Raw genomic sequence first — 24,595 nt, forward strand, 5'->3', positions numbered from 1 at the left:
CTGGCATGGTTGCCGGCATGCGACTCTCGATCTGGCCCACCGCCGCCCAGCCGTATGCCGACATTCTGGAGGTGGCCGCGCACGCGGCGGCGACCGGCTGGGACGGGGTGTGGATCGCCGATCACTTCATGGCCAACAAGCCGGTCGGTGAGCCGGTGGATCTGCCGGTGCTGGAGGCGGGTTCGCTGGTGGCGGCGCTGGGTGCGGCGGTGCCGCGGGTGCGCATCGGCACGCTGGTGTACGGCAACACCTACCGGCATCCGGCGGTGGTGGCCAACATGGCCGCGACGGTCGATCACATCACCGGTGGCCGGTTCGTGCTCGGGGTCGGGGCGGGCTGGCAGGTCAACGAGCACGCCCAGTACGGTATCGGCCTGCCGCCGGTGTCCGAGCTGCTGGACCGGTTCGTGGAGGCGCTGCAGGTGCTGCGGGGGCTGCTGCGCACGCCGGTGACGACCTTCCACGGCGAGCACTACCGGCTCACCGACGCGACCTGCGACCCGAAGCCGGTGCAGGACCCGCTGCCGATCCTGATCGGCGCCAAGGGCGAGAAGCGGATGTTGAAGGTGGTCGCCGAGTATGCCGACGAGTGGAACACGTGGGGCCTGCCGGAGCTGATCGCGCACAAGTCGCGGGTCCTCGACGAGCACTGCGCGACGGTCGGCCGTGATCCGGGGGCGGTCAAACGCACGGCGCAGGCGCTGGTCGTGGTCGACGGGCCGGTCCCGGCGGATCTGACGGCGCCGGTCTACGGCGGGTCGCGCGCGGCGATCGCGGCCGCCGTCGAGGGTTACCGTGAGCTGGGCCTCGACGAGTTGATCATCCCGGATGGGCTGCTCGGCAAGGGTGCGGCGAAACTCAAGGCCCTCGACACCATCCGGTCGATCGTCACCACCTTCTAGGGGTACGACCCACGCCGGGAGCCGTGGCTGTCCCCGCGAGGCAGGCGGTGCGTCGCGGTCCCGGCGCGTCCGCCGGGGCGGCGGGCGGTGCGTGCCGGTCAGATCCCGAACGCCTGCGCCCAGCGGATCGTCCCGGCCGGCACGGGTTGCCGTGGATCCAGGGCGAGCGCCATCAGGGCGTCGTCGGGCACCTCGATCGGGGCGGTGATCCCGAACCCGGAGGCGCGGGTGAACCCGAACCGCGGGTAGTAGGAGGCGTGGCCGAGCACGACGACCAGGTTCTCCCGGCGGCGGGCGCGGGCGGCGTCGAGCACGGCGTGGATGGCCGCGGTGCCGGCGCCGGTGCGCTGGGCCGCGGGCAGCACGGCGCAGGGGGCCAGCGCGAGGGCGGGTGTGCCGTCGATGTGGCAGCGGGTGAGCAGCGCGTGCCCGGTGACCGTGCCGTGCTCGTCGACGGCCAGCATGGACAGCCCGTCGATCCAGGCGTCCTGGTCGGCGCGCAGCGCGTCGACCAGGTGGGCCTCGTCGGCGGTGGGGAACGCGGCGGCGACCAGGGCGTGGATCGCCGGGATGTCGGCGGGTGTCTCGGGACGGGTGGTCCAGGTCATCAGCACGGTGTCCGTTTCGCGAGGCGAGGCGGGCTGACGCTAACACGACGGTGACCGGGGGCTTGCGGAGCGCGCATGCTCTATGGTTCGTTAGTTGAGTAACGAACTGAGGGAGTCGGGGAGTGTTCGACGACCGGAGCCCGATCTACCGGCAGATCGCCGATCAGATCAAGGACGACGTGCTGCGCGGGGTGCTGAGCGCCGACGACCAGGTGATGTCGACGAATCAGTACGCCGCCTGCTACCGCATCAACCCGGCCACCGCGGCCAAGGCCTTCGCGCAGCTCGTCGACGAGGGGGTGCTCTACAAGCGCCGCGGGGTCGGCATGTTCGTGCACGCCGGCGCGCGGGAGCGCATCCGCGGTGACCGGCGGGAGCGGTTCTTCGCCGAGGTGCTCGAGCCGATGGCCGACGAGGTCCGGGCCCTGGGCATCCCGGTCGCCGACGTGGTGGCCCGCCTACAGCAGCTCATCCCGGGAGACAGCCGATGATCAGCACCAGTGCTCTGCAGGTCCGCTACGGCGACGTGGCGGCTCTGCATTCCCTCGATCTGGATCTGCCGGCCGGGCGGATCTACGGTCTGCTGGGCCGTAACGGCGCCGGCAAGACCACTCTGCTGTCCACGCTGGCCGGCCTGCGCCGGCCGTCGGCGGGCTCGGTCACCGTCGACGGCGCGCCGGTGTTCGAGAACGCGCGGGTCACCACGCGGATCTGCCTGATCCGTGACGACGGCGGCCTGGGTGACGGCACCGACACGTTGCACGACATCCTGACGATGGCGGCGATCCTGCGGCCCGGGTTCGACACCGGCTACGCCGCGTCGCTGATGGACCGGTTCGCGCTGCCGCGCCGGCGCACGCTGCGGGCCCTGTCGCGGGGGCAGCGTTCGGCGTTCGGGATCGTGGTGGGCCTGGCGTCGCGGGCCGATCTGACCATGTTCGACGAGGCGCACCTGGGGATGGACGCCGCCAACCGGCAGGTGTTCCACGACGAGCTGCTGGCCGACTACGCGAGCCGGCCGCGCACGGTGATCCTGTCGACGCATCTGATCGAGGAGCAGGGTCCGTTGTTCGAGCAGGTGCTGATCCTGCACGAGGGCCGGCTGCTGCTGCGTGCCGACACCGACGAGCTGCGCTCGCAGGGGGTCGCGGTGACCGGTCCGGCGGGGCTGGTCGACGATTTCGTGTCGGGGCTGACGGTGCTGGGTGAGCGGCGGCTGGGCCCGACCAAGCAGGTCACCGTGTTCGGCGCGCTTGACGAGCGGCGCCGGGCGCTGGCGCGCTCGCTGCAGCTGCAGCTGGGACCGGTGGCGTTGCAGGAGCTGTTCATCCATCTGACCGGAGGTGCCGCGTGAGCCGTTGGCCGATCCTGCGTTTCCTGCTGTCGCAGCATCTGGTGTTCCTGACCCTGTTCGTGGCCGGTGGTTGCCTGCTGGCGGCGGTGGTGACGCCGGTGTTCCTGCTGTTCACGCCGATCACCCTGTCCGCGGTGGACATCGGTGGGCAGGTGCTGTTCTGGCTGGCGGTGGGGTACGGCTACGGGGCTGCGGGCATGCTGGCCACGATGGTGGCCCACGGGCGCACGCGCCGGGAGTTCGCCGTGCAGTATCCGGTGTTCCAGCTGGTGACGGCGGTGGTGCTGGCCGCGTTGATCACCGGGGCGTATGCGGCCGAGGCGGTGCTGTACCGGCTGGCCGGGTGGACGCGGCATCTGCAGGATCAGCGGGTGTTCGCGGCCGGCGACTATCCGTCGATCTTCGTGGCGTACCTGTGCATGCTGGTGTTCTGCCTGATCACCGGCGCGTTCGTGGCGACGGCGTTCTACCGGTGGGAGGCCGGTGGGGTGCTGGCGCTGCTGCCGGCGGCGGCCGTGCTGGGGTGTGGCGGTGCGGCTACGGGTTTCTTCAGCCTGTCGTTCGCGCGGTTCGCGGTGGCCGGGCCGCCGGCGATGGCGGTGGTGACCGTGGCGGCGGTCGTCGTGGGGTGGACGCTGCTGTGGGTGAGCGTCCGGGACGTGGCGGTGCGCACCGGGGTTTCGGCATGATCGGTCGTCTGCTCGTCACCGGGGGTACCGGTTCGCTGGGTCGCCGGGTGGTGGCCCGTGCGGCCGCGGCCGGCTGGGAGGCGGTGGGCACCTATCTGTCGGCGCCGGCCGCGACGGCCACGGTGCGCCTGGACATCCGGGACCCGGCCGACGTGCGGCGGGTGATCGCCGCGGTGGCGCCGGACGCGATCGTGCACGCGGCGGCCGGGCGCAGCCGTGACGACTGGCCGGCCACGGCGGACGGGGCGGCGCACGTGGCGGTCGCCGCCGCGGGGATCCGTCTGGTGCACGTCTCCAGTGACGCGGTGTTCTCCGGCCGGCAGGGGGAGTACGACGAGGACGCGACCCCGGATCCGGTGTACGCCTACGGGGCGGCGAAGGCGGCGGCCGAGACCGCGGTGCGGGCGGTGGATCCGGGGGCGGCGATCGTGCGTACCTCGCTGATCCTGGGTGACGGGCGCGGAGCGCACGAGGTTCTGACCCACGACCTGGTGGCCGGGCGGGTGCGGGGCGCGTTGTTCACCGACGAGGTGCGCAAGCCGGTGCACGTCGACGATCTGGCCGATGCGCTGCTGGAGCTGGCGGCCGGTGACTACGCCGGGGTGCTCAACGTGGCGGGCGCGGACGCGATCAGCCGGTACGACCTGGGGGTGCTGGTGGCGTTGCGCGACGGGCTGGATCCGGCGGCGATCCCGGCGGGGAGCCTGGCGCAGCTGGGTTTGAGCCGGCCGCCGGATCTGCGGCTGGTCACCGATCGGGCCCGGGCACTGCTGTCGACGCGGTTGCGCGGGGCGACGGAATTCGTTCGCCCCGGGTGAGGGAGCGCACGATACTGGCGCGATGAGCACGAGCCGTACGATCCGTGTCACCGTGCGCGGGTCCTTCGACAACCTGTCCGAGCAGCAGAAGGCGGAGCTGATGGCCGCCGGTGACGCCCACGCCGACATCCTGGCGGTGCAGTACACCGAGCAGGGGCACCTGACCTACGACCTGGCGGCGCGGCCGTTCTTCACGTTCCGTTTCGCCGAGCAGGTCGACGACGAGCGGGAGGTGCCGAAGGTGACGGCGAGGTCGGAGGCCAAGGCGGCGGCGTGGATGACCGAGCGGGGGTACGGGTTCAAGCGCATCACCTCGCAGACGGTGGATCTGTCGGAGGTACCGTTGGGCAAGGCCGGCCGCAAGCGTCAACTCTGAGTTGACGATCCGCATGCCGTCAACCTAGAGTTGACGGCATGACACAGTCTTCCGTTCGTCTCGACGACCTCATCCACGCCGTCACCGCCGGCCACCCGGACAGCCCGCTCGACCGGGTGGCCGGCGCCGTCGCGCTCGGCGAGCATCTCGGCGAGCTGGCCGACCACCTGGTCGGTCACTTCGTCGACCAGGCCCGCCGCTCCGGCGCCTCGTGGACCGACATCGGCCGCAGCATGGGCGTCAGCAAGCAGGCCGCGCAGAAACGCTTCGTCCCCGCCGCCAAGGAGGACGTCTCCCAGGGGTTCTCCCGTTACTCCGACCTCGCGCGCGCCGCGGTGGTCGCCTCGATGGCGCACGCCGCCCGGCTGCGCCACGCCGAGATCAGCCCGGGCCACCTGGTGCTGGGCCTGCTGGATCAGGCCGACGGCCTGGCCGTGCAGGCGGTGCTCGCCCAGGGCCGCACCGTCGACGAGGTGCGCACGGCGATGACCGCGGCGCCGGGCGAGGCCGAGCCGGCGCCGCTGATCCCGTTCGACAGCCACGCCCGCAAGGCTCTGGAGCTCAGTTTCCGCGAGGCGTTGCGGCTGGGCCACGAGCGGGTCGGGACCGGGCACGTGCTGCTGGCGCTGCTGGAGGAGCAGGAGCCCGAGGGCGGCCCGCTGGATCTGCACAAGGCGGCGGTGGAGCAGACCGTGCTGACCGGCCCCCAGGAGTAGCCGCCGGCCGCCCCGCAGCACTTGAGGAAAAATTCTCGGTGCAACCAAGCGGCAACCGAGAGTGCCCGCCGGTTGCACCCGTAGCCGCGAAAAGTTCCCCCTGCCAGCCGGTCAGCCGACACAGGGGGAATCGCAATGACCGCTATCGTCCAGCCTCAGCCCGCCGGCCCCGCCGTTGTCGACCGGGCTCAGGAGGAGCTCATCCGCGACAACATGGCGCTGGTCGGTCACATGGTCCGCGAGATGCTGTTCAAGGTGCCGCCGCACGTGCACCGTGACGATCTCGCGTCGGCCGGCTACGCCGCCCTGGTGACGGCGGCGCAAGCCTACGACCCTGAACGCGGCATCCCGTTCGGCCGGTTCGCGGCCGTCCGGGTCCGCGGCGCCCTGCTCGACGAGTTGCGCAGCATGGACTGGGCCAGCAGGTCGGTGCGGGCCCGGGCCCGGCGCGCCGACGTGGCCCGCGAGGAGCTGACCCGCCGGCTGGGCCGTACGCCGACGCCGGAGGAGCTGGCCGAGCTGCTCGGTGTCGCCGTCGGCGAGCTGTCCAGCGTCGACGACGACGTGCAGCGGGCCGCCGTGCTGTCGCTGCAGGGGTTCGCGGCCGGCACCGCCGAGGACATGGTCACCGAGTCCGCGATGAACCCGGAGGAGATGCTGCTGCACCGGGAGCGGCTGGGGTATCTGCACGACGCGGTGGAGGTGCTGCCGGAGCGGCTGCGCTTCGTGGTGGAGGCGTCGTTCCTGCAGGAGCGTCCACTCGCCGAGGTCGCCGCCTCGCTCGGGGTGACCGAGTCGCGGGTGTCGCAGCTGCGCACCGAGGCGCTGGCGCTGCTGCGTGACGGCCTCAACACCCACATGGAGCAGAAGAAGTCGCCGGCGGCCAAGGACGGCTGCGTGGCCCGGCGGCGGGCGGCCTACGCCGCGCAGATCGCCGCCCGGTCCACGATGAGCACCCGGCTGTCGGTGACCGACGTGCACGGTCAGCGGCTCGCCGCGGCGGCGTGACGCGTCAGCCGCCGGTGGCGGGGCGCAGGTAGACGTCCTCCAGGCCGTCCTCGGGATCCCACTGTTCACCGATCTTGCGGAACCCGAAGCCGGCGATCACCTTCTTCGAACCGATGTTGTCCGGCCGGATGCTGGCCCGTACCGCGGTGACCTCAGGGTCGGCGTCGGCGCGGGCCAGCAGCTGTTCGAGCATCTGCCGGGCGTAGCCACGCAGCCGGTACTGCGGCGCCACCGTGTACGCGACCTCGACCACCCCGTCGGCGTCCGGTGGGCCGTGGAAGCCGCCGTGGCCGACGACCACCCCTTCGGGTTCGGCTATCGCCGCCCGGGCGATCCAGTCCGCGGCCCGCGGGTCGCGGCGGATGTCGTCGAGCCGGATCTCCCACAGCCAGTTCTCCTCGATGAGAAACGGGCTCAGCGGATGGCCCGCGGCGCTGCCGGCCGCGTCGAGGTCGCCGTCGAGCAGGGCGGCCAGGGCGGTGGGGGAGAGCTTCAGGAAGCGGATCGCCATGGCCGCATGATCACACAACGTGGTGACCTGCGGCACCAATCAGTTGTGCACAATTGAATTGGGCACTACTGTTCCGGGCATGCGAGAGAGCACCGCCCTCGACCGGATGATCTGCTTCCAGCTCTATGCGGCCAGCCGGGCGATGACCTCGCTCTACCGGCCACACCTCGACCCACACGGCCTCACCTACCCCCAATACCTCGTCATGCGCGTCCTCTGGCACGACGGCCCCACCACGGTCCGTGACCTCGGCCGCACCCTGCGCCTCGACTCCGGCACCCTCAGCCCCCTGCTGAAACGCCTCGAAACCCAGGGCCACATCCGCCGCGAACGCGGCACCCACGACGAACGCACCGTCTGGATCCACCCCACCCCGACCGGCACCCGCCTGCAGACCGACATCGGCGACCTCAGCCACGCCCTCGCCTGCGCCACCGGCCTGACCACCGACGAACTCCACCAACTGCACACCCTGCTGCACCGCGCCAACGGCACAGCACCGACCCCTCCCGGAGGAACCCCCGCATGAGCACCCTCTACACCGCCTCGGCCACCGCAACCGGCGACGGCCGCAACGGCCACGTCCGCTCCAGCGACGGCGTCCTCGACCTCGACCTCGCCGTCCCCAAGGAACTCGGCGGCGCCGGCGGCGCCCTGACCAACCCCGAACAACTGTTCGCCGCCGGCTACGCCGCCTGCTTCCACAGCGCCCTCAAACGCGTCGCCTCGGCCCAGAAGATCACCCTCACCGACACCGCCATCACCGTCGACGTCGGCATCGGCCCGCTGCCCTCCGGCACCGGCTTCGGCCTCGCCGTCACCATCGAAGCCGAACTGCCCGGCCTCGACGAGACCACCGCCAAAGCCGTCCTCGACGCCGCCCACCAGGTGTGCCCCTACTCCAACGCCACCCGCGGCAACATCGAGGTCCAGCTTAACCTCGCCTGACCCACACACGACGGGCCGCGCCGACACCGGCGCGGCCCGTCACCGTTTCCACCGGCACACCTCACCCGGCACATCTCACCGATGAGCGAACAGGAACACACCCTCCGACTTCGGATCCGGACGGTGCACCAGCTCACCCTCCACCGTGAAACCCGCCTCCACCAGCCAGCCCGCCACCCGCGCCGCCGACCGCCGATGCACCAGCACATTCATCGGATGACCGCCGTACCCCTCCGTCACATGCCGCACCCCCTCACCGGCATGAAACCCCAGCAGCACCACCCCACCCGGCGCCAGCACCCGGCAAAACTGCGCCAACACCCCCGGCACCGCCTCATCCGGCACATGAATCAGCGAAAACCACGCCAACACCCCACCCAGCGACCCGTCCGCCACCTCCAGAGCCGTCATCGACCCCACCTCGAACCGCAACCCCGGATGATCACGCCGCGCCTGCTCCACCATCCCCGGCGACAGATCGACACCGAACACGTCCACCCCCAGCCCCCGCAGGAACCCGGTGATCCGCCCCGGCCCACACCCCACATCCACCACCGGCCCACGCCCACGCACCAACTCCGCGAACAACCCCAGAATCCCGCGCTGGAACGGCTCCTCGGCCAACCTGCCGCGCAGCAGATCCGCATAACTCGCGGCCACCGTGTCGTACGAGATCCGCGTCTGATCGAGCCACTCCGGAACACGCATGGCCCGCACCCTAGCCCGACACACCCGGCGACCGGTGCTCCCGCATCCACGCCGTCGCGAAATCCACCACCGCCCGCTGCGACATCAACCGCGACACCGCCGCACCCACCAGCCCCACCGACACCGGCCCCACCGCATCGAACGCCACACCGATCTCCTCGAAATCCGAGGAATCACTCGCCGGCGCCGTCCACGTCACCCACCGCGCCCTACCGTCCGGATCACGCACCGCCGCACCGTTGACGTCCATCCGCGGCCGCAGCTGACGCGTCTCCGACAGATGCATCGACGTGTTGTTGCCGTGCCCACACCCGATCAGCAGCACCTTGCCGTCCACCCGGTACACCGCACCCAACGGCGACCCGTCACCCAACTCGTCCTCCACCGGATGACCAGCGACGATCTCCGCCGCCCGCGCACCCACCGCCGCGAACGACACCTGCGGATGACCACTGCGCACCGCCCCCGGCCACGTCCGCACCACCTCCGGCAGCACCCCCACCCACCGGCTCGGCGACAACACCCGATCGAACCCCGGATTCTCGTCCCGGATCACCGGCCACCACGACTGCGGCACCGGCGGATTGCTCCACCCCGCCGGATCCGAGTTGTACCCCGTGTGCGTCGGCACCACCAGCGTCCCCGCCGGCCCCAGCACCTCCAGCAACGCATGCACCACCGACTGCACATGCCCCACCACGAACCCCACCGACCGCAATGCCGAATGCACCAGCACCACATCACCGGCCGCCAACCCCAACCGCCGCAGATCGACAACCAGCGAACCGACCGTGTACGGCACATCCTGAGCGGGACTCTCCTGAATCACCGCGCAAGTATCCCGGCGCCCCCACCCGGTGTCGCCCCAATAACCACCCCACCGGTCCCGCCTGCCCCACACCCGCACCGCCGGCACCGAAGCCGTCCGCCGAACTCGGCCAGCCGTAACGGCCGCTCAACGGTGGGCCGGGTGCACGACTCGGGCACCCACACCGGCTCAGCTGCGGTCACGAAACGACGGTAAGAACGACAACGGCCACGCCCGCAGCAGGGGAGTGGCCGTCATCCGTACCCATGTCCGAACTCAATCGTCGTCGTCCTCGCCACCGTCGTCATCGTCATCGTCCTGGTCACCACCGGGACACCCGGTCAACGTCGTCAACGTCGCCACGCCCCCGGCCACCAGCAGCACCCGCCCGAACAGCGACCGCCGATTGAACCTCTCCTCACTCATACCCCCGGATTCTGGCAGACCAGAAGTCACCCCAACTCACTCAACACCCGATTAGTCCGATTAGCCTGAACCGCCGCGCGCTGCTGCTCCGCCGTCACCTCGATGTACGACTGCGACGTCGCCAACGACGCATGCCCCAGCAACCGCATGATCTCCGACGCGTTCGCCCCGTCCTCCGCCAACCGCGTCGCGAACGTATGCCGCAACGCATGCAACTGCGCACCCCGCGGCACCCGATCCCCGACACCCGCCCGCCGATAACACGACCGCACCAGATACTGCAAACCACCCCGCTGCAACGCCGCCCCGCGCCGATCCACCAGCAGGGGAGCAGTGGCGCCCACCCGCCCGAACCGCACCCGCCGGCTGTCCAGATACCGCGACACCGCCGCATCCAGCCCCGACTCGATCGGCACCGTCCGCGGCCGCCCACCCTTGCCCGCCACCTCGACCCGCCGCTCACCGGGCCGGCCACTCACCGAACCGACCCGCAACGCCAGCATCTCCGACAACCGCAGACCAGCACACAACGCCAACGCCAGCACCACCACATCCCGCTCCGGCCACGGATCACGCTGCGTGTCATCCGCCGTGCTCACCGCCCGCAACAACACCTCCGGCGTGTCCTCACCCTTCAACGGCTTCGGCACCAGCACCGACTGCCGCGGCTTGTCCACCGCCGACATCGGATTCCCCGGAATCACCTGCTCAGTGACCAGAAACGTGAAGAACGCATTCCACGACGACCAGGCCCGCGACACACTCGCGGGGGAGCGGGACGCGGCGAAACGCGCAAAAGCGCCGCGCAGCACGCGAGGGGAGAGGTCACTCACCGTTAGCGGGGCGGGCTCGACAAGCTGCACCACGAGATGCAGATCGCGACGGTACGCCGAAAGCGTGTGCACCGAGGGTTTACGAGTGGCCCGCGCCGCCAGAAACTCGTCGATCAACTCAGCGATTGACAGATCGTGCATAAGGCATATTATGCACGACTTTGCGACGTTCGTCCTGGTCCACGCATGATCATGACTGTGAGTGCCTGTTATGAACCCAAAGTCCGGTTCGCCTGCCGTCGCGGACCGGATCGTCAGGCCTCGACGCCGGGGCAGGGGCACCCGCCACCAACCTGCAGACCCTTGTCCGGGGTAGGCCTTCCGTCCGCGGCATCACACAGGTGCAGACCTCACGCCGCCCGTGTCGGCGACTCCGGCAGTCCGTCGCCCAGGCAGGCAATTCAGCACGATCCAACGCCCCTGAAGGCTCAGCCAGGTTCGCTCGGCCCGCGAGCCGTCGCCCTGAGAGGACACTTCGCACTCTTGGGGGAAGCCCCTCCCAGGCTCTACTTGACATAATATAGATTATCGACCTGAGAAATATCAGGCGTTCGGCGGCTGTCAGGCCGCGGGCGCGACGCGGAAGTTCGCCAGGAACGGTTGTGTGGGAGTTTCGTGCGCATGCGCCACGTCGCCCGCTCGGTTTCGACAGTGTCGCGAGCATGTCCTCTCACGTCCGGGTGCCGACCAGGCGCCGGCGCACCGTCGCGCCCCTGTGCACCCTGTGCGGCGGTGCGGACGAACTCCACTCCCCTCGCTGCGACCAGCGCCACCAAGATCACCTTGCCCGACCCGGGCGCGCGACGTGGGCCGGTTCGCACGGTCTTGCCGATCACCCGCGGAAGGCGGGCGGGCCACCGCATGGCCGAGACGCCCTCGGGATCGCGGTCCGCGTCGCCATGGGCGAGAGTCCCGGCCACCTCGGCATAGTGGCGCTTCGTGTCGGTGGCGCGAGCGGCTCCGGGATAGCGTCGTAACCGTTTTTGGCGATCCGCACCTTTCGTCATCTGAATACTCTCCGTGGTGACAACCGGGCGAGTGTCGCCGGCGGTGTCTACGGTTCAATCATGACCATCGATTTAATACGGTCGCCTGCTCGCCGGTCGGCGGCCCTCGCCGGCGCCCTGTGTCTCGTGCTGGCCGCGGTGTCGCCCGTCCCGGCCGCCGCGGATCCGGGGACACCGCCGGGGGCGCCGCCGGGAGTGTGCGACACCGGCACCCCCGGCGGACCGCCCCTGCCGGGCACCGCGCCGGCGGCGACGCGGCTTCTCGGCGGGTTCTCGTTTCTCGAAGGTCCGGTCTGGATCGCCGGCGCCGGGCAGCTGCTGGTCTCGGACATGAGCCCGGCCACCGGCGCGCAGCAGGTGCAGCCGTCGACGATTCACCGGCTGGTGCCGCCGGCCCGGGCGGGGACGTTTGTCGGTGCTTCGGGAAGCAACGGGCTGGCGTTGAGCCCGGACGGGCAGCAGGTGATCGCCGCGACCCACGACAGCCGTACGGTCTCGGCGTTCCGGCTCTCCGACGGTGCGCGGACCGTGGTGGCGAGCGGGTATCAGGGGCGGGCGTTCAATTCACCGAACGATGTCACGGTCCGTGGCGACGGAGTCGTCTACTTCACCGATCCGAATTTCCAGCGGGGGCGTCGCGCCGATGAGATGGGCGGCCGGACCAATGTGTTCCGGGTCGTCAACGGGCAGGTTTTTCTTGTCGACGGTACGGTGCGCCAGCCCAACGGCATCGCTCTGTCGCCCGACGGGCGGGTGCTCTACGTCGGTGCGTACGGCGAGAACAGGATCTATGCGTACGCCGTTCAGCCGGACGGCAGCACGGGGGCTCGGAGCGTGTTCGCGTCGATCGCCACGCCGGACGGGGTGACCGTGGACTGTGCGGGCAACGTCTACTGGGTGTCCAACGGCGAGGGCCGTGTTCATGTCTTCTCCCCCGCCGGTGTCGAGCTCGGCACCATCTCCTCCGGTGCGGGCGCCACGAACGTGGCGTTCGGTGGGTCCGGTAGGCGCACCTTGTTCATCACCGCGGGTCGGACCGGCGATTACGGGGTCTACGGCATCGAGCTCGGCGTTCCCGGCTACCCGTACTGAGGAAGGTGTTTTCGATGCGCTCTGTTGCGCTGTCTCTGGTTGGTCCTCTGCTGATGGTCGGCCCGGCGGCTGTGGTGTCGCCGGTGGCGGCCGATACCACGCCGCCGAGTGCGCCGGCCCGGTTGCGGGTCACGGCGGTCACCTGTGATTCGGTGAGTCTGCGCTGGTCGGCGGCGACCGACAATGTGGCGGTGACCGGTTACGACGTGTATCACGACGGGCAGTTGGTGAGGTCGGTGCAGGGTGGCAGCACGCAGGCGACCCTGCCGGCTGTCGGTGGTGCCAGTTGGGGTTGGTATGTCAACGCCCGTGACGCCGCCGGTAATGTCTCGCAGGCCGGTCCGACGGTGTCGGTCACCCCGCCGTTCTGTCAGGCGGACACTCAGGCGCCGACGGTGCCCACCGGGCTGAGCGGGGTGGCGAGCGGCACCACGGTGACGTTGTCGTGGGCGGCCGCTACCGACAACGTGGCGGTGACGGCGTATGTGGTGTATCGCGACGGTGTGGTGGCCGGGACTGTCAGCGGGTCGGGGGCGAACCCGCCGGCGACGACGTTCATCGACAGTGGGTTGCGTGCGGACACCGCGTACCGGTATGCGGTTGTGGCGCGCGATGCTCAGGGCAATTCGTCGGCGCAGAGTGCTGCGGCGGCGGTCACCACCGGTGGGGCTTGTACCAGTGGGGTGTGTGGCAGCAGTCAGGTGACCGCTGAGCGGGATCTGCCGTGGGGGTTGGTGCAGATTTCCGACGGTACGGTGCTCTACGGTCGGCGTGACGTGTTCGACATCGTCGCGATGAATCCGGACGGTAGTGGTAAGCGCAGCGTCGGCACTGTGCCGGGGGTGCAGGGCACCAATGGTGAGGGTGGGGTGCTGGGTCTGGCGGTCTCGCCTGAGTTCGCGTCCGACCGGTGGTTGTACATCTATCACACCAGCGCGACGGACAACCGGATCGTGCGGATCCGTTATGACGGCACGTTGCGTACCGAGACTCGTGAGGTGTTGCTTACCGGGATTCCGCGCAACAAGTACCACAACGGTGGCCGGTTGCGGTTCGGTCCGGATGGCATGTTGTATGCCGCGGCGGGTGACGGTCAGGATCCGGATCAGGCGCAGGATCTGGCGAGTCTGGGTGGGAAGGTGCTGCGGCTGCGGCCGGACGGTGGGGTGCCGGGTGACAATCCGTTCGCCGGTAGTTATGTGTGGAGTTACGGTCACCGGAATCCGCAGGGGCTGGCGTTCGATTCGCAGGGGCGGCTCTGGCAGCAGGAGTTCGGCAACAACGTGATGGACGAGACGAATCTCGTGGTGAAGGGTGGTAATTACGGCTGGCCGGCGTGTGAGGGCACGGTCGGTGATTGTGCGGGGTCGGTGGCGCCGGTGCGGACGTATCCGGTCGCGGCTGCCTCGTGCAGTGGTATCGCGATCGTGCGTGATGTGCTGTACATCGCCTGCTTGCGGGGTGCTCGTCTGTATCGTGCGTCGATCAGTGGCAGCTCGCTGACTGACGTGCAGCAGTATTTTGTGGGTACGTACGGTCGGTTGCGTACGGTCGAGCCGACGATCGACGGCAATCTGTGGTTGACCACGAGTAGCGGTGGTGACAAGGACAGTACGCCCAACAACAGCAATGAGCGCATCTTCAAGGTGGCCGTCGGTCTGTGACGGGTGCTGGTGGGCCGTGCCGGTGCGGACGTGGGGTTTGCGCCGGCACGGCCCGTGGGGGTCAGCGGGTCTGGAGTTTGGCGGAGCCCTGGAGCGGGGCGGTGCCGCTGCGGCAGTTGGCGTAGTTGGTGGTGGGTGCGTTCTTCCAGGTGCCCCACTGGAAGTAGGACTGTCCGCCGGAGCCGAGGATGAGGCAGGTGGCGCCGACGCGGAAGCTGCCGCTGCCGGAGCAGGTGACGCCGACCCAGTTGGCGGTGTAGTTGGGTGCGCCGCAGGCGAGTGCGGCGTGGGCGGCGGTGGGGCCGAGTGCTACTGCCCCGATGCCGGCGATGGTTGCTGCGGTGATGCCGATGATTCTGCGCATGTGTGGCCTCCTTGTGCGCCCCCCGTTGGAGCAGCATGGCCAACGTAGCGGTGGTGATCTATGGGTGGTGTCCCGTTGACGGAGACAAATATCACGGAAACTTTCCTAAGAGATGATTGCGGCGTCGTCCAGCACCCACGGTGCCCAGCTGTCGGCTCCCATGCGGCCGTGTTTCGGGTCCACCGCCACGAAACAGCCGCCGGTCAGCCGGGTGACGGTTCGTCGGGCGTCCCAGTCGGCCGTGGACCGGACCCGGATCCGTTCCTCGCACACCCAGGAACGGTGCTGGTAGTCGACCACCGCCGAGTGCCCGTGTGCCTGCGAGAACGGCATCGTCAGCCGCTCGTCGAGCCACGATCCGTAGACCTGTGCGGGCTCGGCCCACAGCGGGCCGCCGTAGCTCCACAGCAGCGTTTCGGGGCGGGTGTTGAGCAGGTCGGCGGCGGTCGAGGCGGTCACCGGCTCCCCCAGTTCCCGCCAGGCCGCGACGGTGAGTCCGGCGTGGGTGAGCAGGAACTCCTCCCCCTCGGCCGTACGTATCGCGGCGGCGACCCGGAGCCGTTCGGTCAGCCACCAGTGGCGCAGCAGTGCCGCGTCCGCGTCGTCGAGGGGTTCGGGCCAGAACGGTTCGGCGCCGAGGTAGGGCGACTCGTGGTTGCCGATCAGCTGTATCCAGCGGGGTGCGGTGGCGGCGAGTCGTCGGCTCACCAGTCGCAGCACGCCGGGTGAGTCGGGTCCGCGGTCGATCAGGTCGCCGACCTGGATCACGACGGTGTCCGGTGTGCCGATCAGGGGTTCGAGCGCGCGGGTGAGGTGGTCGGCGCAGCCGCCCACGTCGCCGATGACCACGATGCGTGTCATCGCACCGTCCAGCCGGAGGTGGTGGCCCACTGCTCGGCCACGACGGCGACGAGGTCGACGACGGGGTCCTTGACGTCGGTGTACCGGTCCGGGTCGTGGGAGACGGCGGCGGCGAGGCTCTGCTTGAAGGCCGCGTACGCCGGTACGGCTTCGGGGTGTGCCCGCAACCAGTCCCGGAACAGCAGGGCCAGCCGTTCGTTGGGTGAGCCGGCTGTGCGGCAGTGCAGGTTGACCGGCTCGGTGATGTCGGGTCCGCGCAGGTGCCAGAAGCGTTTGGCCCACCGGTGCGGTTCGTCGGGGTGTCCGGCGGGGACGTGGTCGTGCAGGTACGGCAGGCGCACGAAGCCGAGGTCGGTGAGGGGTCCGTCGAAGGCGTCGGCGGCGGTGTCCAGGTCGGTGACGCTGACCTGGATGTCGTAGACGGGTTTCGCCGCCATGGCGGGCACTGCCGTGCTGCCGATGTGGTCGACCCGCAGAGCCAGTGGTCCGAGGGCGGTGCGCAGGTGCCGGGCGATGGCGGCGCCACGGCCGGCCCATCGGGTGTCGGGCGCGGTGATCAGTGGCGGGGCGGGGGCCGTGCGGGAGTTCCGGTCCGGGGGAAGGGCGAAGAGGTCGTCGACGGGGATGACGCAGTTGCTGAGCGGGCCGGGTGCCAGCGGCCAGGGGTCGCCGGTGACCACCTCGGCGCGCCATCCGCCGGGGTCGAGGCCGTCGTCGCGGTAGGTGGCCAGCCGGTCGTCGGTGGCGTCGCCGATCAGGCCGGCGTGCTCGAGGACGACGTAGAGGGCGTCGGCGGCGCCGGTCACCATCGTGTCGGCGGTGTCGCTGCCGGCGTCGGGGTTGAGGTCGCGGTACGTGCGGCGGGCGGCGGTGAGCAGGCGGGCGGCGTCGGTGACGGTGAAGTCGCGGCGCAGCCGCAGCGACAGGTTCATGCCGTCGGCCAGTGGTTCGGCGGTGTCGTCGGTCCCCGTCATGCCGGCAGGATAGCGGGGCGTGTCCGGTGGGCGGGGCCGGTGGTTTCGCGGGGCGTGCCGGGTGGGCGGGTGGCCGTACCATCGCGGGTTTATGGATGTGGGTTTGCTGGAACGGGCGATGGCCGGGCCGGGTGGGCCGGTGCGGGTGCTGCCGGCGGAGGTGGCGCGGTTGCTGGTGGCGGGGTGTGCCGCAGCGGCTGGCGCGGTTCGCCGGGACGCACGGGTCCTGGGCGGCGCCGGAGGTCGTGGTCGAGGATCTGCTGGTCAGTGTGGCCGACAAGGTGTGGAAGGCGAAGCGGGTCGAGGATCTGGAGCAGCTGCTGACGGAGCGGATCGCTGTGGCGTCGGGGGTGGCGCCGTGGGAGGCGCTCCTGTCGCTGGAGGACTGTCTGCAGTCTCTGGCCGCGGGGGCGGACTGGCGGCTGGAGTTTCAGAACGCGTTCCCGGTGTAATGGCGCGATGCGTATCGCGGTGATCTCGGATGTGCACGGCAATCTGCCGGCGTTGACGGCGGTGCTGGCGGCGATCGACGCCGAGGGGGTTGATCTGACGGTCAATCTCGGTGATCTGTTGTCCGGTTATGTGCAGCCGGCGCAGACGGCGGACCGGTTGCTCGCGGCGGGTCTGGTGACGGTGGCGGGCAATCATGAGCGGCAGGTGCTGACGTTCGGCGCGGATCGGATCGGGATGGCCGACCGGCTGGCCCGGCAGGTGTTGTCGGATCGGCATCTTGGCTGGTTGCGGTCGCTTCCGGTGACGGTGTCGCCGGTGGCCGGGGTGCTGGCGTTCCACGGTACGCCGTCGGATGACCTGCAGTACCTGCTGCACACGGTGGAGCCGTCGGGGGTGCGGGCGGCGACGGTCGACGAGGTGGTGGCGCGGCTGGGTGACGTGTCCGGCGTCGATCTGTTGTTGTGTGGGCACACGCATCTGCCGGGGTCGATGCGGTTGCCGGGTGGGGCGCTGGTGGTGAATCCGGGCAGTGTGGGGTGGCCGGCGTACGAGGACGACGAGCCGTTTCCGCATCGGATGGAGGCGGGGTCGCCGCATGCGCGGTTCGCGGTGGTGGACGACGTGTCGGGGCGGTGGGAGGTGTCGTTGCGGGCGGTGGAGTATCCGTGGGAGCAGGCGGCTCGGGCGGCGGAGGGCTTCGGGCGACCGGATGTGGCGGCGGCGCTGCGGACGGGGCGGGTGGGGTCGTGACGGTGCGGTGGGTGACGGGGTTCCTGGATTCGCCGTCGCGGGCGGCGGAGCCGTTCTGGGTGGCGGTGACGGGCTGGTCGTTGTCGGCGCGGCGTGGTGGTGGGGTGTTCGCGACGCTGGTGCCGGCGGCCGGGGATGCGTGTCTGCGGGTGCAGGTGGTCGGGGACGGTCCGGCGCGGTCGCATCTGGATCTGCATGTCGATGACATCGGCGAGGCTGCGGTACGGGTGGTGGGGCTCGGTGCGGTCGAGGTGGCGGATCACGGTGATGTGCGGGTGCTGCGCTCCCCCGCCGGGATCGTGTTCTGTCTGGTGCCGTGGCGGGGTGAGCGGGTGCGGCCGTCCGGTGGGGTGAGTGTGGTGGATCAGTTGTGTCTGGATGTTCCGGCGGTGGCGTATGAGCGGGAGGTGGGGTTCTGGTCGGCGGTGACGGGGTGGGCGGTGCGGGCGACGGATCTGCCGGAGTTCTCGTATCTGCAGCGGCCGGCGGGGATGGGTGTGCGGTTGCTGCTGCAGCGGGTCGGCGGTGAGGTGGCGGGGGTGCATGTGGATTTCGCGTGTTCGGATGTGGATGCCGAGATGGCGCGGCATGTGGAGGCGGGGGCGAGTGTGGTGCGTCGGGTGCCGGGCGAGTGGACGACGTTGCGGGATCCGGTGGGCCGGGAGTATTGCGTGACGGGGCGGGCGCCGTTCTCGTCATGATCACTTCGGTGTGGTGTGCGGTTGTTGTCGGTGGGTGCTGGTAGAAAGAAGCCGCTCTCATACAGGCGTACGAAGGTGGTGGGGTTGTGACGGCGGCAGGCGTGCAGGCCGGTGGGCTGTCCGCGGATGAGTTGCAGCAGATCCGGGATGCGCTGGCGGCCGGGCGGAAGCCTCGGGTGCAGTTCACCGAGTCGGCGGGGCAGATCTCCGGGCAGATCGGGCAGGTGGTGGGGCTGGAGGATCCGGCGGTGTCGGATGAGTGGGTGGTGGTGAAGTTCGGGCGTGACGAGTTGCCCTTCTCCCCCGCTGATCTGCGGATCGCGCCGAAGGGTCCGGTGCCGAAGAAGGTGGCGCCCCCGGTGGCCGAGCCGGTGGAGCCGGTGTTGTCGGGTCCGGAGTTCCTGATCGACAAGCCGCTTCCGGTGAAGGCTCCGGTGCAGCGCAGGAGTGAGCCGCCGGCGCAGCGGCGCGGTGAGGAGGAGGTGCCGGTGGCTGCTCCGCGTAAGGCGGCGCGTCCGGTGAAGGCGAAGCCGGGCCCGAGTCTGACGGTGACGCTGGCCTACGGTGAGGGCGAGTGGACGATCGCCGCCAATCAGGGGGCGAAGGCTCTGGCCCGGCCGTATGTGATTCGGCCGGCGGAGGCGTTGAAGATGGTGTCGCTGATCGACGTGCCGGGGGTGCAGGAGGCGGTCGATCAGATCATGGCGGCGGAGCGGGCCGAGGCCGAGCAGCAGGCGCAGCGGTTGCGGGCGGAGCTGGCCGAGGTGGAGGCCCGCCTGGCCGAGCTCGGCGAGGCGGGCTGACCTGGGTGTGCCGGGCTCAGTGGAAGTATTTGAGCCCGGCGACGCCGGTGATGACCAGGAGCAGGCACAGGATGCGGGGCAGGGTGGCCGGCTCGTTGAGGGCGAGCATGCCGGCCAGCGCGGTGCCGACGGCGCCGATGCCGACCCAGACGGCGTATCCGGTGCCGACCGGGATGGTGCGCAGGGCGTAGCCGAGGCCGGCCATGCTCAGCACGACGGCGACGCCGAAGACGGCGGTGGGTGCGGGGCGGGTGAATCCGGCGCTGCGGTCCAGGGCGATGGCCCAGACGGTTTCGAGCAGGCCGGAGATGATCAGGACGAGCCAGGCCATGACGGGTCACCTCCAGGGCGGTCGTCTTGTCAGTCCGGGTACGACACGCAACTCGTCCGGGGCGTCCGTGGTCACGGGCCGTCTCCGAGGGTATCCAGCCGGCCGGCTGGGCGGGACGCGGCGGGGTGTGCCGGTGACCGATCACACCCCGGGCCCGCGCGGTGTGGGTCAGGGGCAGCGGATGCGGTCGTTGAGGGTGGCGAGCTGGCCGGCCGGGTTGGTGAGGTAGAGCCAGACGTGCAGGTCGTAGTGGACCGGCATGGGTGGGGCTCCGGCGGGGACCTCGTGGCCTGCCATGGGGCCGTCGAAGGGGTTGCCGAACAGGGTGGGCCGGTCGGTGTCGGTGGTGAGTCTGCCGTCGGCGTCGGGTTTGAAGTATTCGACGCCGACCAGGCGGACGGTGTCTTTCGGGCCGGGCACGTAGAGCAGCACTTCCGGCCAGACCGGGTCGATGGCGGTGTCGGCGGCGAGCTGGGGGTTGAGGTAATGCCAGCCCATGCCGGGGACGCACAGGTCGGTGGGCTGGTATCCGGCTTTGATCGCCTCGTCGACGTCCTTGAAGCGGTGGGTGGCGTCGATGAGGACTTTGCGCTGGGCGGCGCTGAGGGTGGCCGGGTCGGCGTGTGCGGGCAGGGCCGGGGTGACCGTGCAGGTCGCGGCGAGGGCGGCGGTCAGGAGACGCTTGATCATGCGGCTCAGGGTGGGTCACCGGGTCCGGGGGTGTCCCGGTTTTACGGCGGGTCCATCCGCGGGAGGTGGATCTCGACGTCGCCCTCGTAGGCGAGCTGGGTGAACCAGCCGGTTTTCGCTGTCGGCAGCCAGGTGGTCGTCGCCCGGAACCAGCGGACCGCGGTGTCCTGTGCCGGCGATGACGGCCGGCCGGTGAGCCAGACGGAGGCGTGGCGCAGGCTCGGGGCCTCGCGGGTTCGCACGTCGATCTCGGTGTCGCGGATGCAGGTGTGCTCGCCGCACGGCCGGTCGCCGGGGTCGGCCGTGTACCTGACCACCGCTTGGAGATCCCCGTAGGAGTAGATGTCGACCACCCCGTCGTCGGAGGGGCCGTCGACGGGTTCCATCGCGACCAGGCCGGGCGGCAGGTGTTGCCGCAGGATGGCGAAGTGTTCGCCGCGTCCGGCCCGGCGGGCCAGGTCGATGTCGGCGGCGGATCTCTGCAGCGGGGTACGCGCGGCGAGCCGCTCCTGACGGGCCCGTTCGGCGGCGGCCTCGCGGTGGTGGCGGCGCACCAGCCCGTAGCCGCCGATCCCGGCGCACAGCCCGGTCACCACCACGATCAGAGTGATCAGGACGCGTTTCACGACGCTAGCATGCCCGTCGATACGTGGCCTGCTGCCGGCCCGATGGCTCCTGTCAGGGGCGCGGGCGTACCCGCGACAGGTCGTGCGGGCGCGACGTGTCGATCACCTTCGGGGTCTGCATCTCGTCGCGGCGCAGGGGCGCGAGGGTCTCGTCGAGCGCGTCCATGATCAGCCGGGTGGCGTGCAGGGCCTGCGCGCCGGGGGTGCCGGTCTCGGCGCCGGTCAGGTCGACCGGCCGGCCGGCGAAGCGGACCTGCACGAGCGGGCGGGTCAGCAGGGCACGCAGCAGGGCCCGGCCGAGGTGTTTCGGGGCCTCCCACGGCAGGACGGCGTGGGTGCCCCACTGGGCGACCGGCAGGACGGGCGCGCCGGACATCTGCGCCATCCGGGCGGCGCCGGTCTTGCCACGTTCGGGCCACATCCACGGGTCCAGGCCGATGCGGCCTTCCGGGTAGACCAGCACCGCCGAGTTCTCGGCCAGGGCTTTCGCGGCGTTGGGCAGGGCATCGGCGACGTGGGCGGTGTTGCGGTCGACGCGGATGTGCCCGCAGTGCCGCATGATCGAACCGACGATCGGTGCACGGAACACCCCGCCGGTGGCCATGAACCGCGGGGCGATGCCGGCTTTGTGGCATGCCGCCATGACGATGACCGGGTCGAACGGGCTGACGTGGTTGGCGGCCAGGATGACCGGGCCGCCACGCAACTGCTCGGGCAGCCCGCCGGACACCCGCAGCCGGGCCAGCGGGAACACCACGATCCGGGCGACGACGAGCAGCCACCGCCACAGCCGCGGCGCCCGCCAGACAGGTGAGGTCTCCATGAGGTCTCGAATGATCGCACGGCCGCGCGAGGTCACGGCATCCGCCGGTCGGGGCGGCGAAAGTGGGATGCGCCGGTGGCCACGGCCGGTTTAGCGTCGCGGGCGTGGACCACACCTATCCCCCGCTGAACGTCACCGTCGTCACACCCCGGCTGACGCTGGCCGGCGCGAGCGACGATCTGCTGGAGCGTCTGGTGCCGCTGGTACGGGCGGGGATCGCCGACACCGAGCCGTGGCCGTTCGACGATCCGATGTCGTTCTACGCCGACAGCCCGCAACGGGAGTGGCGGTGGCTGCGCGGCATCTGGGCGGGCCGTGGGCGGGTCACCGCGGACTCGTGGCGGTTGTACTTCGTCGTGCTCGTGGACGGGCAGCCGGTCGGCATGCAGGACTTGACCGGCCGCGACTTCACCCGTTTCGGTACGGTGACCAGCTTCTCCTGGCTGGCGCCGGCCCATCGTGGGCGGGGGCTGGGCCGGCAGATGCGGGCGGCGATCCTGCATCTGGCGTTCGCCGGGCTCGGCGCGCGGGAGGCCGGCAGTGACGCGTTCGCCGACAACCACGCCTCCAACCGGGTGTCGCAGGCGCTGGGGTATGAGCGCAACGGCACCGACTGGGACACCCGCCGCGGGGAGCCGGCCCTGATCCAGCGGTGGCGGCTCACCCGGCAGGTGTGGCAGCAGCACCGCCGCGACGACATCACCCTGACCGGTGTCGAGCAGTGCCTGCCGGTGCTGGGCATCGACCGGCCGGAGTGACAGCTGTCAGTAGTGCGCGAGGATCTGCGTGACGGGGTGGCCGAGCAGGGCGGCGACGGCGCCGAGTTCGGCGGTGTCGAGTTCGTAGGCGGCGCGGACCGGGTTGGTCACGCAGATCTCGAACCGCGCGAACCCGACCGGCCAGTCGTAGCGCAGCGAGTCCAGCGCGACGGTCGCCGCGCAGCACGGCACCTGCCGGTCGAGGCTGGTGAAGGTACGGCCGCGGCCGTATCGGGCTGCCACCGTGTGTCGGTGGGGATCAGCCGGAGGTAGTCGTCGCTCACCGTGCCATCATGACCGTTCCCCGGGTCAGAGCAGCGGCGACACCTGCCTCTGCACCAGATGGCGCAGAGGCAGGTGATCCGGAGCCGGTCAGAGGTTGTTCAGGTCGAATTTCTCCCACGACCCGCCGACGGTGTCGCGGTTGGCGATCAGCGGCTCCGCGCCGGCGCTCTCCGCGGTGACGAACTTGCCGTTGACCACCGCCTTGAGGCTGACACTGCCGTCGGTGTTGCGCACGAGCAGGAACTTCTCCCACGTTCCGCCGACGTAGTCCCGGTTGGCGATCAGCGCCCGGTCGCCGGCGCCGTCAGCTGTCACGTACTTGCCGTTGACCTGCGCCCGCAGGGCGATCAGGCCGTCACCGAGTTCGAAGGAGTCGAATTTCTCCCACGACCCGCCGACGGTGTCACGGTTCGCGATCAGCGGCTCCGCGCCGGCGTTTGCCGCGGTCACGTACTTGCCGTTGACCCGGGCGCGGAGGCTGACCGCCGTGGCCGGGGTGACCGACAAGACCCGGAACGGTGTGCCCTGGGAGCACTTGGTGACCCCGGAGATCGGGTAGCCGGCGATGCTCAGCTTCGCACCCACCGTGACGACGGCCGGATCACCGCCGAACGGGCTGTAGGTCACGCCGCCGGACGACAGCAGCGAGCAGCCCTCGACGCCCTTGGTCACCGTTCCGGTCAGGGTCTGCACCGTGTACGCCTGGGTGACCTGGACCCGGACGCCCTGGGTGCAGGCGCCGGCCGGGTTCGGGGCCCGGTAGCCGTAGACGTGCACTGTCTGCCCGGCCTTGACGACAGTGGCGTCGCCGCCGGCCAGCTGGTAGGTGCCGGTGCCGTCGGTGACGACCAGGCAGCCGGTCCCGCCGGCGGCCTCCACCCGGCCGGTCACCTCGAACTCCTTGAGCTGGGCGATCCAGGCGCCGAGCCCGTCGACGCGGCTCGCGGTGGCGTCGCGGCGGGTGCCGGTCTCGCCGAGACATCCGCCCTGCCACGAGGTGCTGAGCACGGCGACCAGTTCGGCGGTGCCGTCGCTGTTCTCGCGGATCACCGGGCCGCCGGCGTCGCCCCGGCAGATCGTGGCGTCGCCGAGCGGGACGAGTCCCAGGGTGGTCGCGGTGGTGTCCTGCACCGCGATCTGGCCGGTGTGCGGCAGGTCCGGCAGCCAGTCGCGGGCGGTCCGGCCGAAGCCGAGGACCCGCAGCGTCTCACCGGCCGCCGACGCGGACGCCGACACGGGGGCGCTGCCCCGTACGCCGGTCACGGTCTTGGCCAGATGCGCGACGACCAGGTTGCGGTCGTCGCGGACGTGCAGGTAGTCGACGGTGACGGTCTGTGCGGCCACCGGCTGGTCCGAGCGGGTCGTCACGGTGCTGCCGGCCGGCGCGGGCCCGGTGACCGGCGCGGTGGCGAAGCAGTTCTTGGCGGTGGCGACCAGGTGGGGGTCCACCAGCACCCCGGTGCAGGCGCGGTCGGCGCCGACGCGCACCTTGACGACGTATCCGTAGGCGGCATCGGCGGTGGCGCCGGCGACCGCGGCCGCCTGGTCGGCGGTGACCAGCCCGGTCAGGCCGATGGCCGCGGCGGTCAGCACCGCCATGCCCCAGCCGCCGAGCAGCCGTCTTCTGTTTCGTGCCATTGCTGTCCCCCGTTGTGTATCGAGCAGATCCACACCGGACAGTAGTGGCAGTCGTCGATCCCCGGAAGAA

General features: G+C 70.6%; 32 protein-coding genes and 1 riboswitch. Of the genes, 17 read left to right on the plus strand and 15 right to left on the minus strand.

Annotated elements, in window-relative coordinates; translation table 11 throughout:
* Positions 1 to 5: 5 nt before the first annotated feature.
* Positions 6 to 902, plus strand: coding sequence for an LLM class flavin-dependent oxidoreductase (locus BM290_RS23835; protein WP_093617703.1), 897 nt, complete (start codon positions 6 to 8; stop codon positions 900 to 902).
* 98 nt (positions 903 to 1,000) lie between these two features.
* Here the strand turns inward: BM290_RS23835 and BM290_RS23840 are convergent, their stop codons facing one another.
* Positions 1,001 to 1,510: a GNAT family N-acetyltransferase gene (locus BM290_RS23840; protein ID WP_093618448.1), complete on the minus strand. Its 510-nt coding sequence runs from the start codon at positions 1,508 to 1,510 to the stop codon at positions 1,001 to 1,003.
* A gap of 122 nt (positions 1,511 to 1,632) precedes the next feature.
* Between BM290_RS23840 and BM290_RS23845 the strand changes: the two genes are divergently transcribed.
* From BM290_RS23845 to BM290_RS23875, 7 genes are all read left to right on the plus strand, one after another.
* On the plus strand, positions 1,633 to 2,001 hold the full coding sequence (locus tag BM290_RS23845; RefSeq protein WP_093617705.1) for a GntR family transcriptional regulator: 369 nt from the start codon (positions 1,633 to 1,635) through the stop codon (positions 1,999 to 2,001).
* The gene (locus tag BM290_RS23850; protein WP_093617707.1) at positions 1,998 to 2,864 is read left to right on the plus strand and encodes an ATP-binding cassette domain-containing protein; all 867 of its coding nucleotides are present in this window, start codon (positions 1,998 to 2,000) and stop codon (positions 2,862 to 2,864) included. The genes BM290_RS23845 and BM290_RS23850 overlap by 4 nt, the downstream gene beginning before the upstream one ends.
* Positions 2,861 to 3,553, plus strand: a complete 693-nt coding sequence (locus BM290_RS23855; protein ID WP_093617709.1) for a hypothetical protein — start codon at positions 2,861 to 2,863, stop codon at positions 3,551 to 3,553. Before BM290_RS23850 ends, BM290_RS23855 begins: the two co-directional genes overlap by 4 nt.
* A complete protein-coding gene (locus BM290_RS23860; RefSeq protein WP_093617711.1) occupies positions 3,550 to 4,371 on the plus strand; it encodes a sugar nucleotide-binding protein in 822 nt (273 codons plus the stop codon). Before BM290_RS23855 ends, BM290_RS23860 begins: the two co-directional genes overlap by 4 nt.
* 22 nt (positions 4,372 to 4,393) lie before the next feature.
* Complete coding sequence (locus tag BM290_RS23865) at positions 4,394 to 4,747, plus strand: DUF6204 family protein (RefSeq protein ID WP_177319871.1); 354 nt, start codon at positions 4,394 to 4,396, stop codon at positions 4,745 to 4,747.
* A gap of 38 nt (positions 4,748 to 4,785) precedes the next feature.
* Positions 4,786 to 5,463, plus strand: coding sequence for a Clp protease N-terminal domain-containing protein (locus BM290_RS23870; RefSeq protein ID WP_093617713.1), 678 nt, complete (start codon positions 4,786 to 4,788; stop codon positions 5,461 to 5,463).
* Between the two features lie 135 nt (positions 5,464 to 5,598).
* Positions 5,599 to 6,471, plus strand: coding sequence for a sigma-70 family RNA polymerase sigma factor (locus tag BM290_RS23875; RefSeq protein ID WP_093617715.1), 873 nt, complete (start codon positions 5,599 to 5,601; stop codon positions 6,469 to 6,471).
* Between the two features lie 4 nt (positions 6,472 to 6,475).
* On the opposite strand, the gene BM290_RS23880 is transcribed toward BM290_RS23875, so the two are convergent.
* Complete coding sequence (locus BM290_RS23880) at positions 6,476 to 6,982, minus strand: GNAT family N-acetyltransferase (RefSeq protein ID WP_093617717.1); 507 nt, start codon at positions 6,980 to 6,982, stop codon at positions 6,476 to 6,478.
* Positions 6,983 to 7,061: 79 nt separating this feature from the next.
* Here BM290_RS23880 and BM290_RS23885 point away from each other — a divergent pair, with 79 nt between their 5' ends.
* Both BM290_RS23885 and BM290_RS23890 read left to right on the plus strand, forming a co-directional pair.
* On the plus strand, positions 7,062 to 7,511 hold the full coding sequence (locus BM290_RS23885) for a MarR family winged helix-turn-helix transcriptional regulator (protein WP_093617719.1): 450 nt from the start codon (positions 7,062 to 7,064) through the stop codon (positions 7,509 to 7,511).
* Complete coding sequence (locus tag BM290_RS23890) at positions 7,508 to 7,930, plus strand: organic hydroperoxide resistance protein (protein ID WP_093617721.1); 423 nt, start codon at positions 7,508 to 7,510, stop codon at positions 7,928 to 7,930. Before BM290_RS23885 ends, BM290_RS23890 begins: the two co-directional genes overlap by 4 nt.
* A 75-nt stretch (positions 7,931 to 8,005) precedes the next feature.
* Here BM290_RS23890 and BM290_RS23895 read toward each other — a convergent pair whose 3' ends face one another.
* The 4 genes from BM290_RS23895 to BM290_RS23905 all read right to left on the minus strand — a co-directional run bounded on the left by BM290_RS23895 (position 8,006) and on the right by BM290_RS23905 (position 10,846).
* Positions 8,006 to 8,638, minus strand: a complete 633-nt coding sequence (locus BM290_RS23895; RefSeq protein WP_093618452.1) for a class I SAM-dependent DNA methyltransferase — start codon at positions 8,636 to 8,638, stop codon at positions 8,006 to 8,008.
* Between the two features lie 10 nt (positions 8,639 to 8,648).
* The gene (locus BM290_RS23900) at positions 8,649 to 9,545 is read right to left on the minus strand and encodes an AAC(3) family N-acetyltransferase (RefSeq protein WP_239143667.1); all 897 of its coding nucleotides are present in this window, start codon (positions 9,543 to 9,545) and stop codon (positions 8,649 to 8,651) included.
* 177 nt (positions 9,546 to 9,722) lie between these two features.
* Positions 9,723 to 9,872: a hypothetical protein gene (locus tag BM290_RS48555; RefSeq protein ID WP_177319872.1), complete on the minus strand. Its 150-nt coding sequence runs from the start codon at positions 9,870 to 9,872 to the stop codon at positions 9,723 to 9,725.
* A gap of 26 nt (positions 9,873 to 9,898) precedes the next feature.
* Positions 9,899 to 10,846, minus strand: coding sequence for a tyrosine-type recombinase/integrase (locus BM290_RS23905; protein WP_093617725.1), 948 nt, complete (start codon positions 10,844 to 10,846; stop codon positions 9,899 to 9,901).
* 926 nt (positions 10,847 to 11,772) lie between these two features.
* Between BM290_RS23905 and BM290_RS23910 the strand changes: the two genes are divergently transcribed.
* A complete protein-coding gene (locus tag BM290_RS23910) occupies positions 11,773 to 12,804 on the plus strand; it encodes an SMP-30/gluconolactonase/LRE family protein (RefSeq protein WP_093617727.1) in 1,032 nt (343 codons plus the stop codon).
* A 14-nt stretch (positions 12,805 to 12,818) separates the two neighbouring features.
* The gene (locus tag BM290_RS23915; protein WP_093617729.1) at positions 12,819 to 14,468 is read left to right on the plus strand and encodes a PQQ-dependent sugar dehydrogenase; all 1,650 of its coding nucleotides are present in this window, start codon (positions 12,819 to 12,821) and stop codon (positions 14,466 to 14,468) included.
* 61 nt (positions 14,469 to 14,529) lie between these two features.
* Here BM290_RS23915 and BM290_RS23920 read toward each other — a convergent pair whose 3' ends face one another.
* From BM290_RS23920 to BM290_RS23930, 3 genes are all read right to left on the minus strand, one after another.
* A complete protein-coding gene (locus BM290_RS23920; protein ID WP_093617731.1) occupies positions 14,530 to 14,832 on the minus strand; it encodes a hypothetical protein in 303 nt (100 codons plus the stop codon).
* Between the two features lie 105 nt (positions 14,833 to 14,937).
* Positions 14,938 to 15,693 (minus strand): metallophosphoesterase, encoded by a 756-nt coding sequence (locus BM290_RS23925; protein WP_093618454.1) that lies wholly within the window; start codon positions 15,691 to 15,693, stop codon positions 14,938 to 14,940.
* The gene (locus tag BM290_RS23930) at positions 15,690 to 16,667 is read right to left on the minus strand and encodes a GrpB family protein (protein WP_203779473.1); all 978 of its coding nucleotides are present in this window, start codon (positions 16,665 to 16,667) and stop codon (positions 15,690 to 15,692) included. The genes BM290_RS23925 and BM290_RS23930 overlap by 4 nt, the downstream gene beginning before the upstream one ends.
* Positions 16,668 to 16,852: 185 nt before the next feature.
* Here BM290_RS23930 and BM290_RS23935 point away from each other — a divergent pair, with 185 nt between their 5' ends.
* The 4 genes from BM290_RS23935 to BM290_RS23950 all read left to right on the plus strand — a co-directional run bounded on the left by BM290_RS23935 (position 16,853) and on the right by BM290_RS23950 (position 19,374).
* Positions 16,853 to 17,119 (plus strand): hypothetical protein, encoded by a 267-nt coding sequence (locus BM290_RS23935; RefSeq protein WP_093617733.1) that lies wholly within the window; start codon positions 16,853 to 16,855, stop codon positions 17,117 to 17,119.
* Between the two features lie 7 nt (positions 17,120 to 17,126).
* A complete protein-coding gene (locus tag BM290_RS23940; protein ID WP_093617735.1) occupies positions 17,127 to 17,870 on the plus strand; it encodes a metallophosphoesterase family protein in 744 nt (247 codons plus the stop codon).
* A gap of 11 nt (positions 17,871 to 17,881) precedes the next feature.
* Positions 17,882 to 18,571: a VOC family protein gene (locus BM290_RS23945; protein WP_239143666.1), complete on the plus strand. Its 690-nt coding sequence runs from the start codon at positions 17,882 to 17,884 to the stop codon at positions 18,569 to 18,571.
* A 101-nt stretch (positions 18,572 to 18,672) separates the two neighbouring features.
* Positions 18,673 to 19,374 carry a hypothetical protein gene (locus BM290_RS23950; RefSeq protein ID WP_093617739.1) on the plus strand — a complete coding sequence of 234 codons (702 nt, stop codon included), beginning with the start codon at positions 18,673 to 18,675 and terminating at the stop codon, positions 19,372 to 19,374.
* Between the two features lie 16 nt (positions 19,375 to 19,390).
* Here BM290_RS23950 and BM290_RS23955 read toward each other — a convergent pair whose 3' ends face one another.
* The 4 genes from BM290_RS23955 to BM290_RS23970 form a co-directional block, all read right to left on the minus strand.
* Positions 19,391 to 19,705: a DMT family transporter gene (locus BM290_RS23955; protein WP_093617741.1), complete on the minus strand. Its 315-nt coding sequence runs from the start codon at positions 19,703 to 19,705 to the stop codon at positions 19,391 to 19,393.
* A gap of 14 nt (positions 19,706 to 19,719) precedes the next feature.
* A riboswitch (guanidine-III (ykkC-III) riboswitch) is annotated at positions 19,720 to 19,789 on the minus strand.
* Between the two features lie 84 nt (positions 19,790 to 19,873).
* On the minus strand, positions 19,874 to 20,395 hold the full coding sequence (locus tag BM290_RS23960; RefSeq protein WP_093617743.1) for a hypothetical protein: 522 nt from the start codon (positions 20,393 to 20,395) through the stop codon (positions 19,874 to 19,876).
* A gap of 41 nt (positions 20,396 to 20,436) precedes the next feature.
* On the minus strand, positions 20,437 to 21,021 hold the full coding sequence (locus tag BM290_RS23965) for a hypothetical protein (protein WP_093617745.1): 585 nt from the start codon (positions 21,019 to 21,021) through the stop codon (positions 20,437 to 20,439).
* 52 nt (positions 21,022 to 21,073) lie between these two features.
* Complete coding sequence (locus BM290_RS23970) at positions 21,074 to 21,844, minus strand: lysophospholipid acyltransferase family protein (RefSeq protein WP_093617747.1); 771 nt, start codon at positions 21,842 to 21,844, stop codon at positions 21,074 to 21,076.
* Positions 21,845 to 21,948: 104 nt separating this feature from the next.
* Here BM290_RS23970 and BM290_RS23975 point away from each other — a divergent pair, with 104 nt between their 5' ends.
* Complete coding sequence (locus BM290_RS23975) at positions 21,949 to 22,602, plus strand: GNAT family N-acetyltransferase (RefSeq protein WP_093617749.1); 654 nt, start codon at positions 21,949 to 21,951, stop codon at positions 22,600 to 22,602.
* Positions 22,603 to 22,608: 6 nt separating this feature from the next.
* Here BM290_RS23975 and BM290_RS23980 read toward each other — a convergent pair whose 3' ends face one another.
* On the minus strand, positions 22,609 to 22,845 hold the full coding sequence (locus BM290_RS23980; protein ID WP_203779471.1) for a hypothetical protein: 237 nt from the start codon (positions 22,843 to 22,845) through the stop codon (positions 22,609 to 22,611).
* A 129-nt stretch (positions 22,846 to 22,974) separates the two neighbouring features.
* Entirely contained in the window at positions 22,975 to 24,525 is a 1,551-nt protein-coding gene (locus BM290_RS23985) for a trypsin-like serine protease (RefSeq protein ID WP_177319873.1), read from the minus strand.
* Between the last annotated feature and the right edge of the window lie 70 nt (positions 24,526 to 24,595).

It is taken from the genome of Actinoplanes philippinensis, assembly GCF_900113015.1.
Lineage (GTDB): Bacteria > Actinomycetota > Actinomycetes > Mycobacteriales > Micromonosporaceae > Actinoplanes > Actinoplanes philippinensis.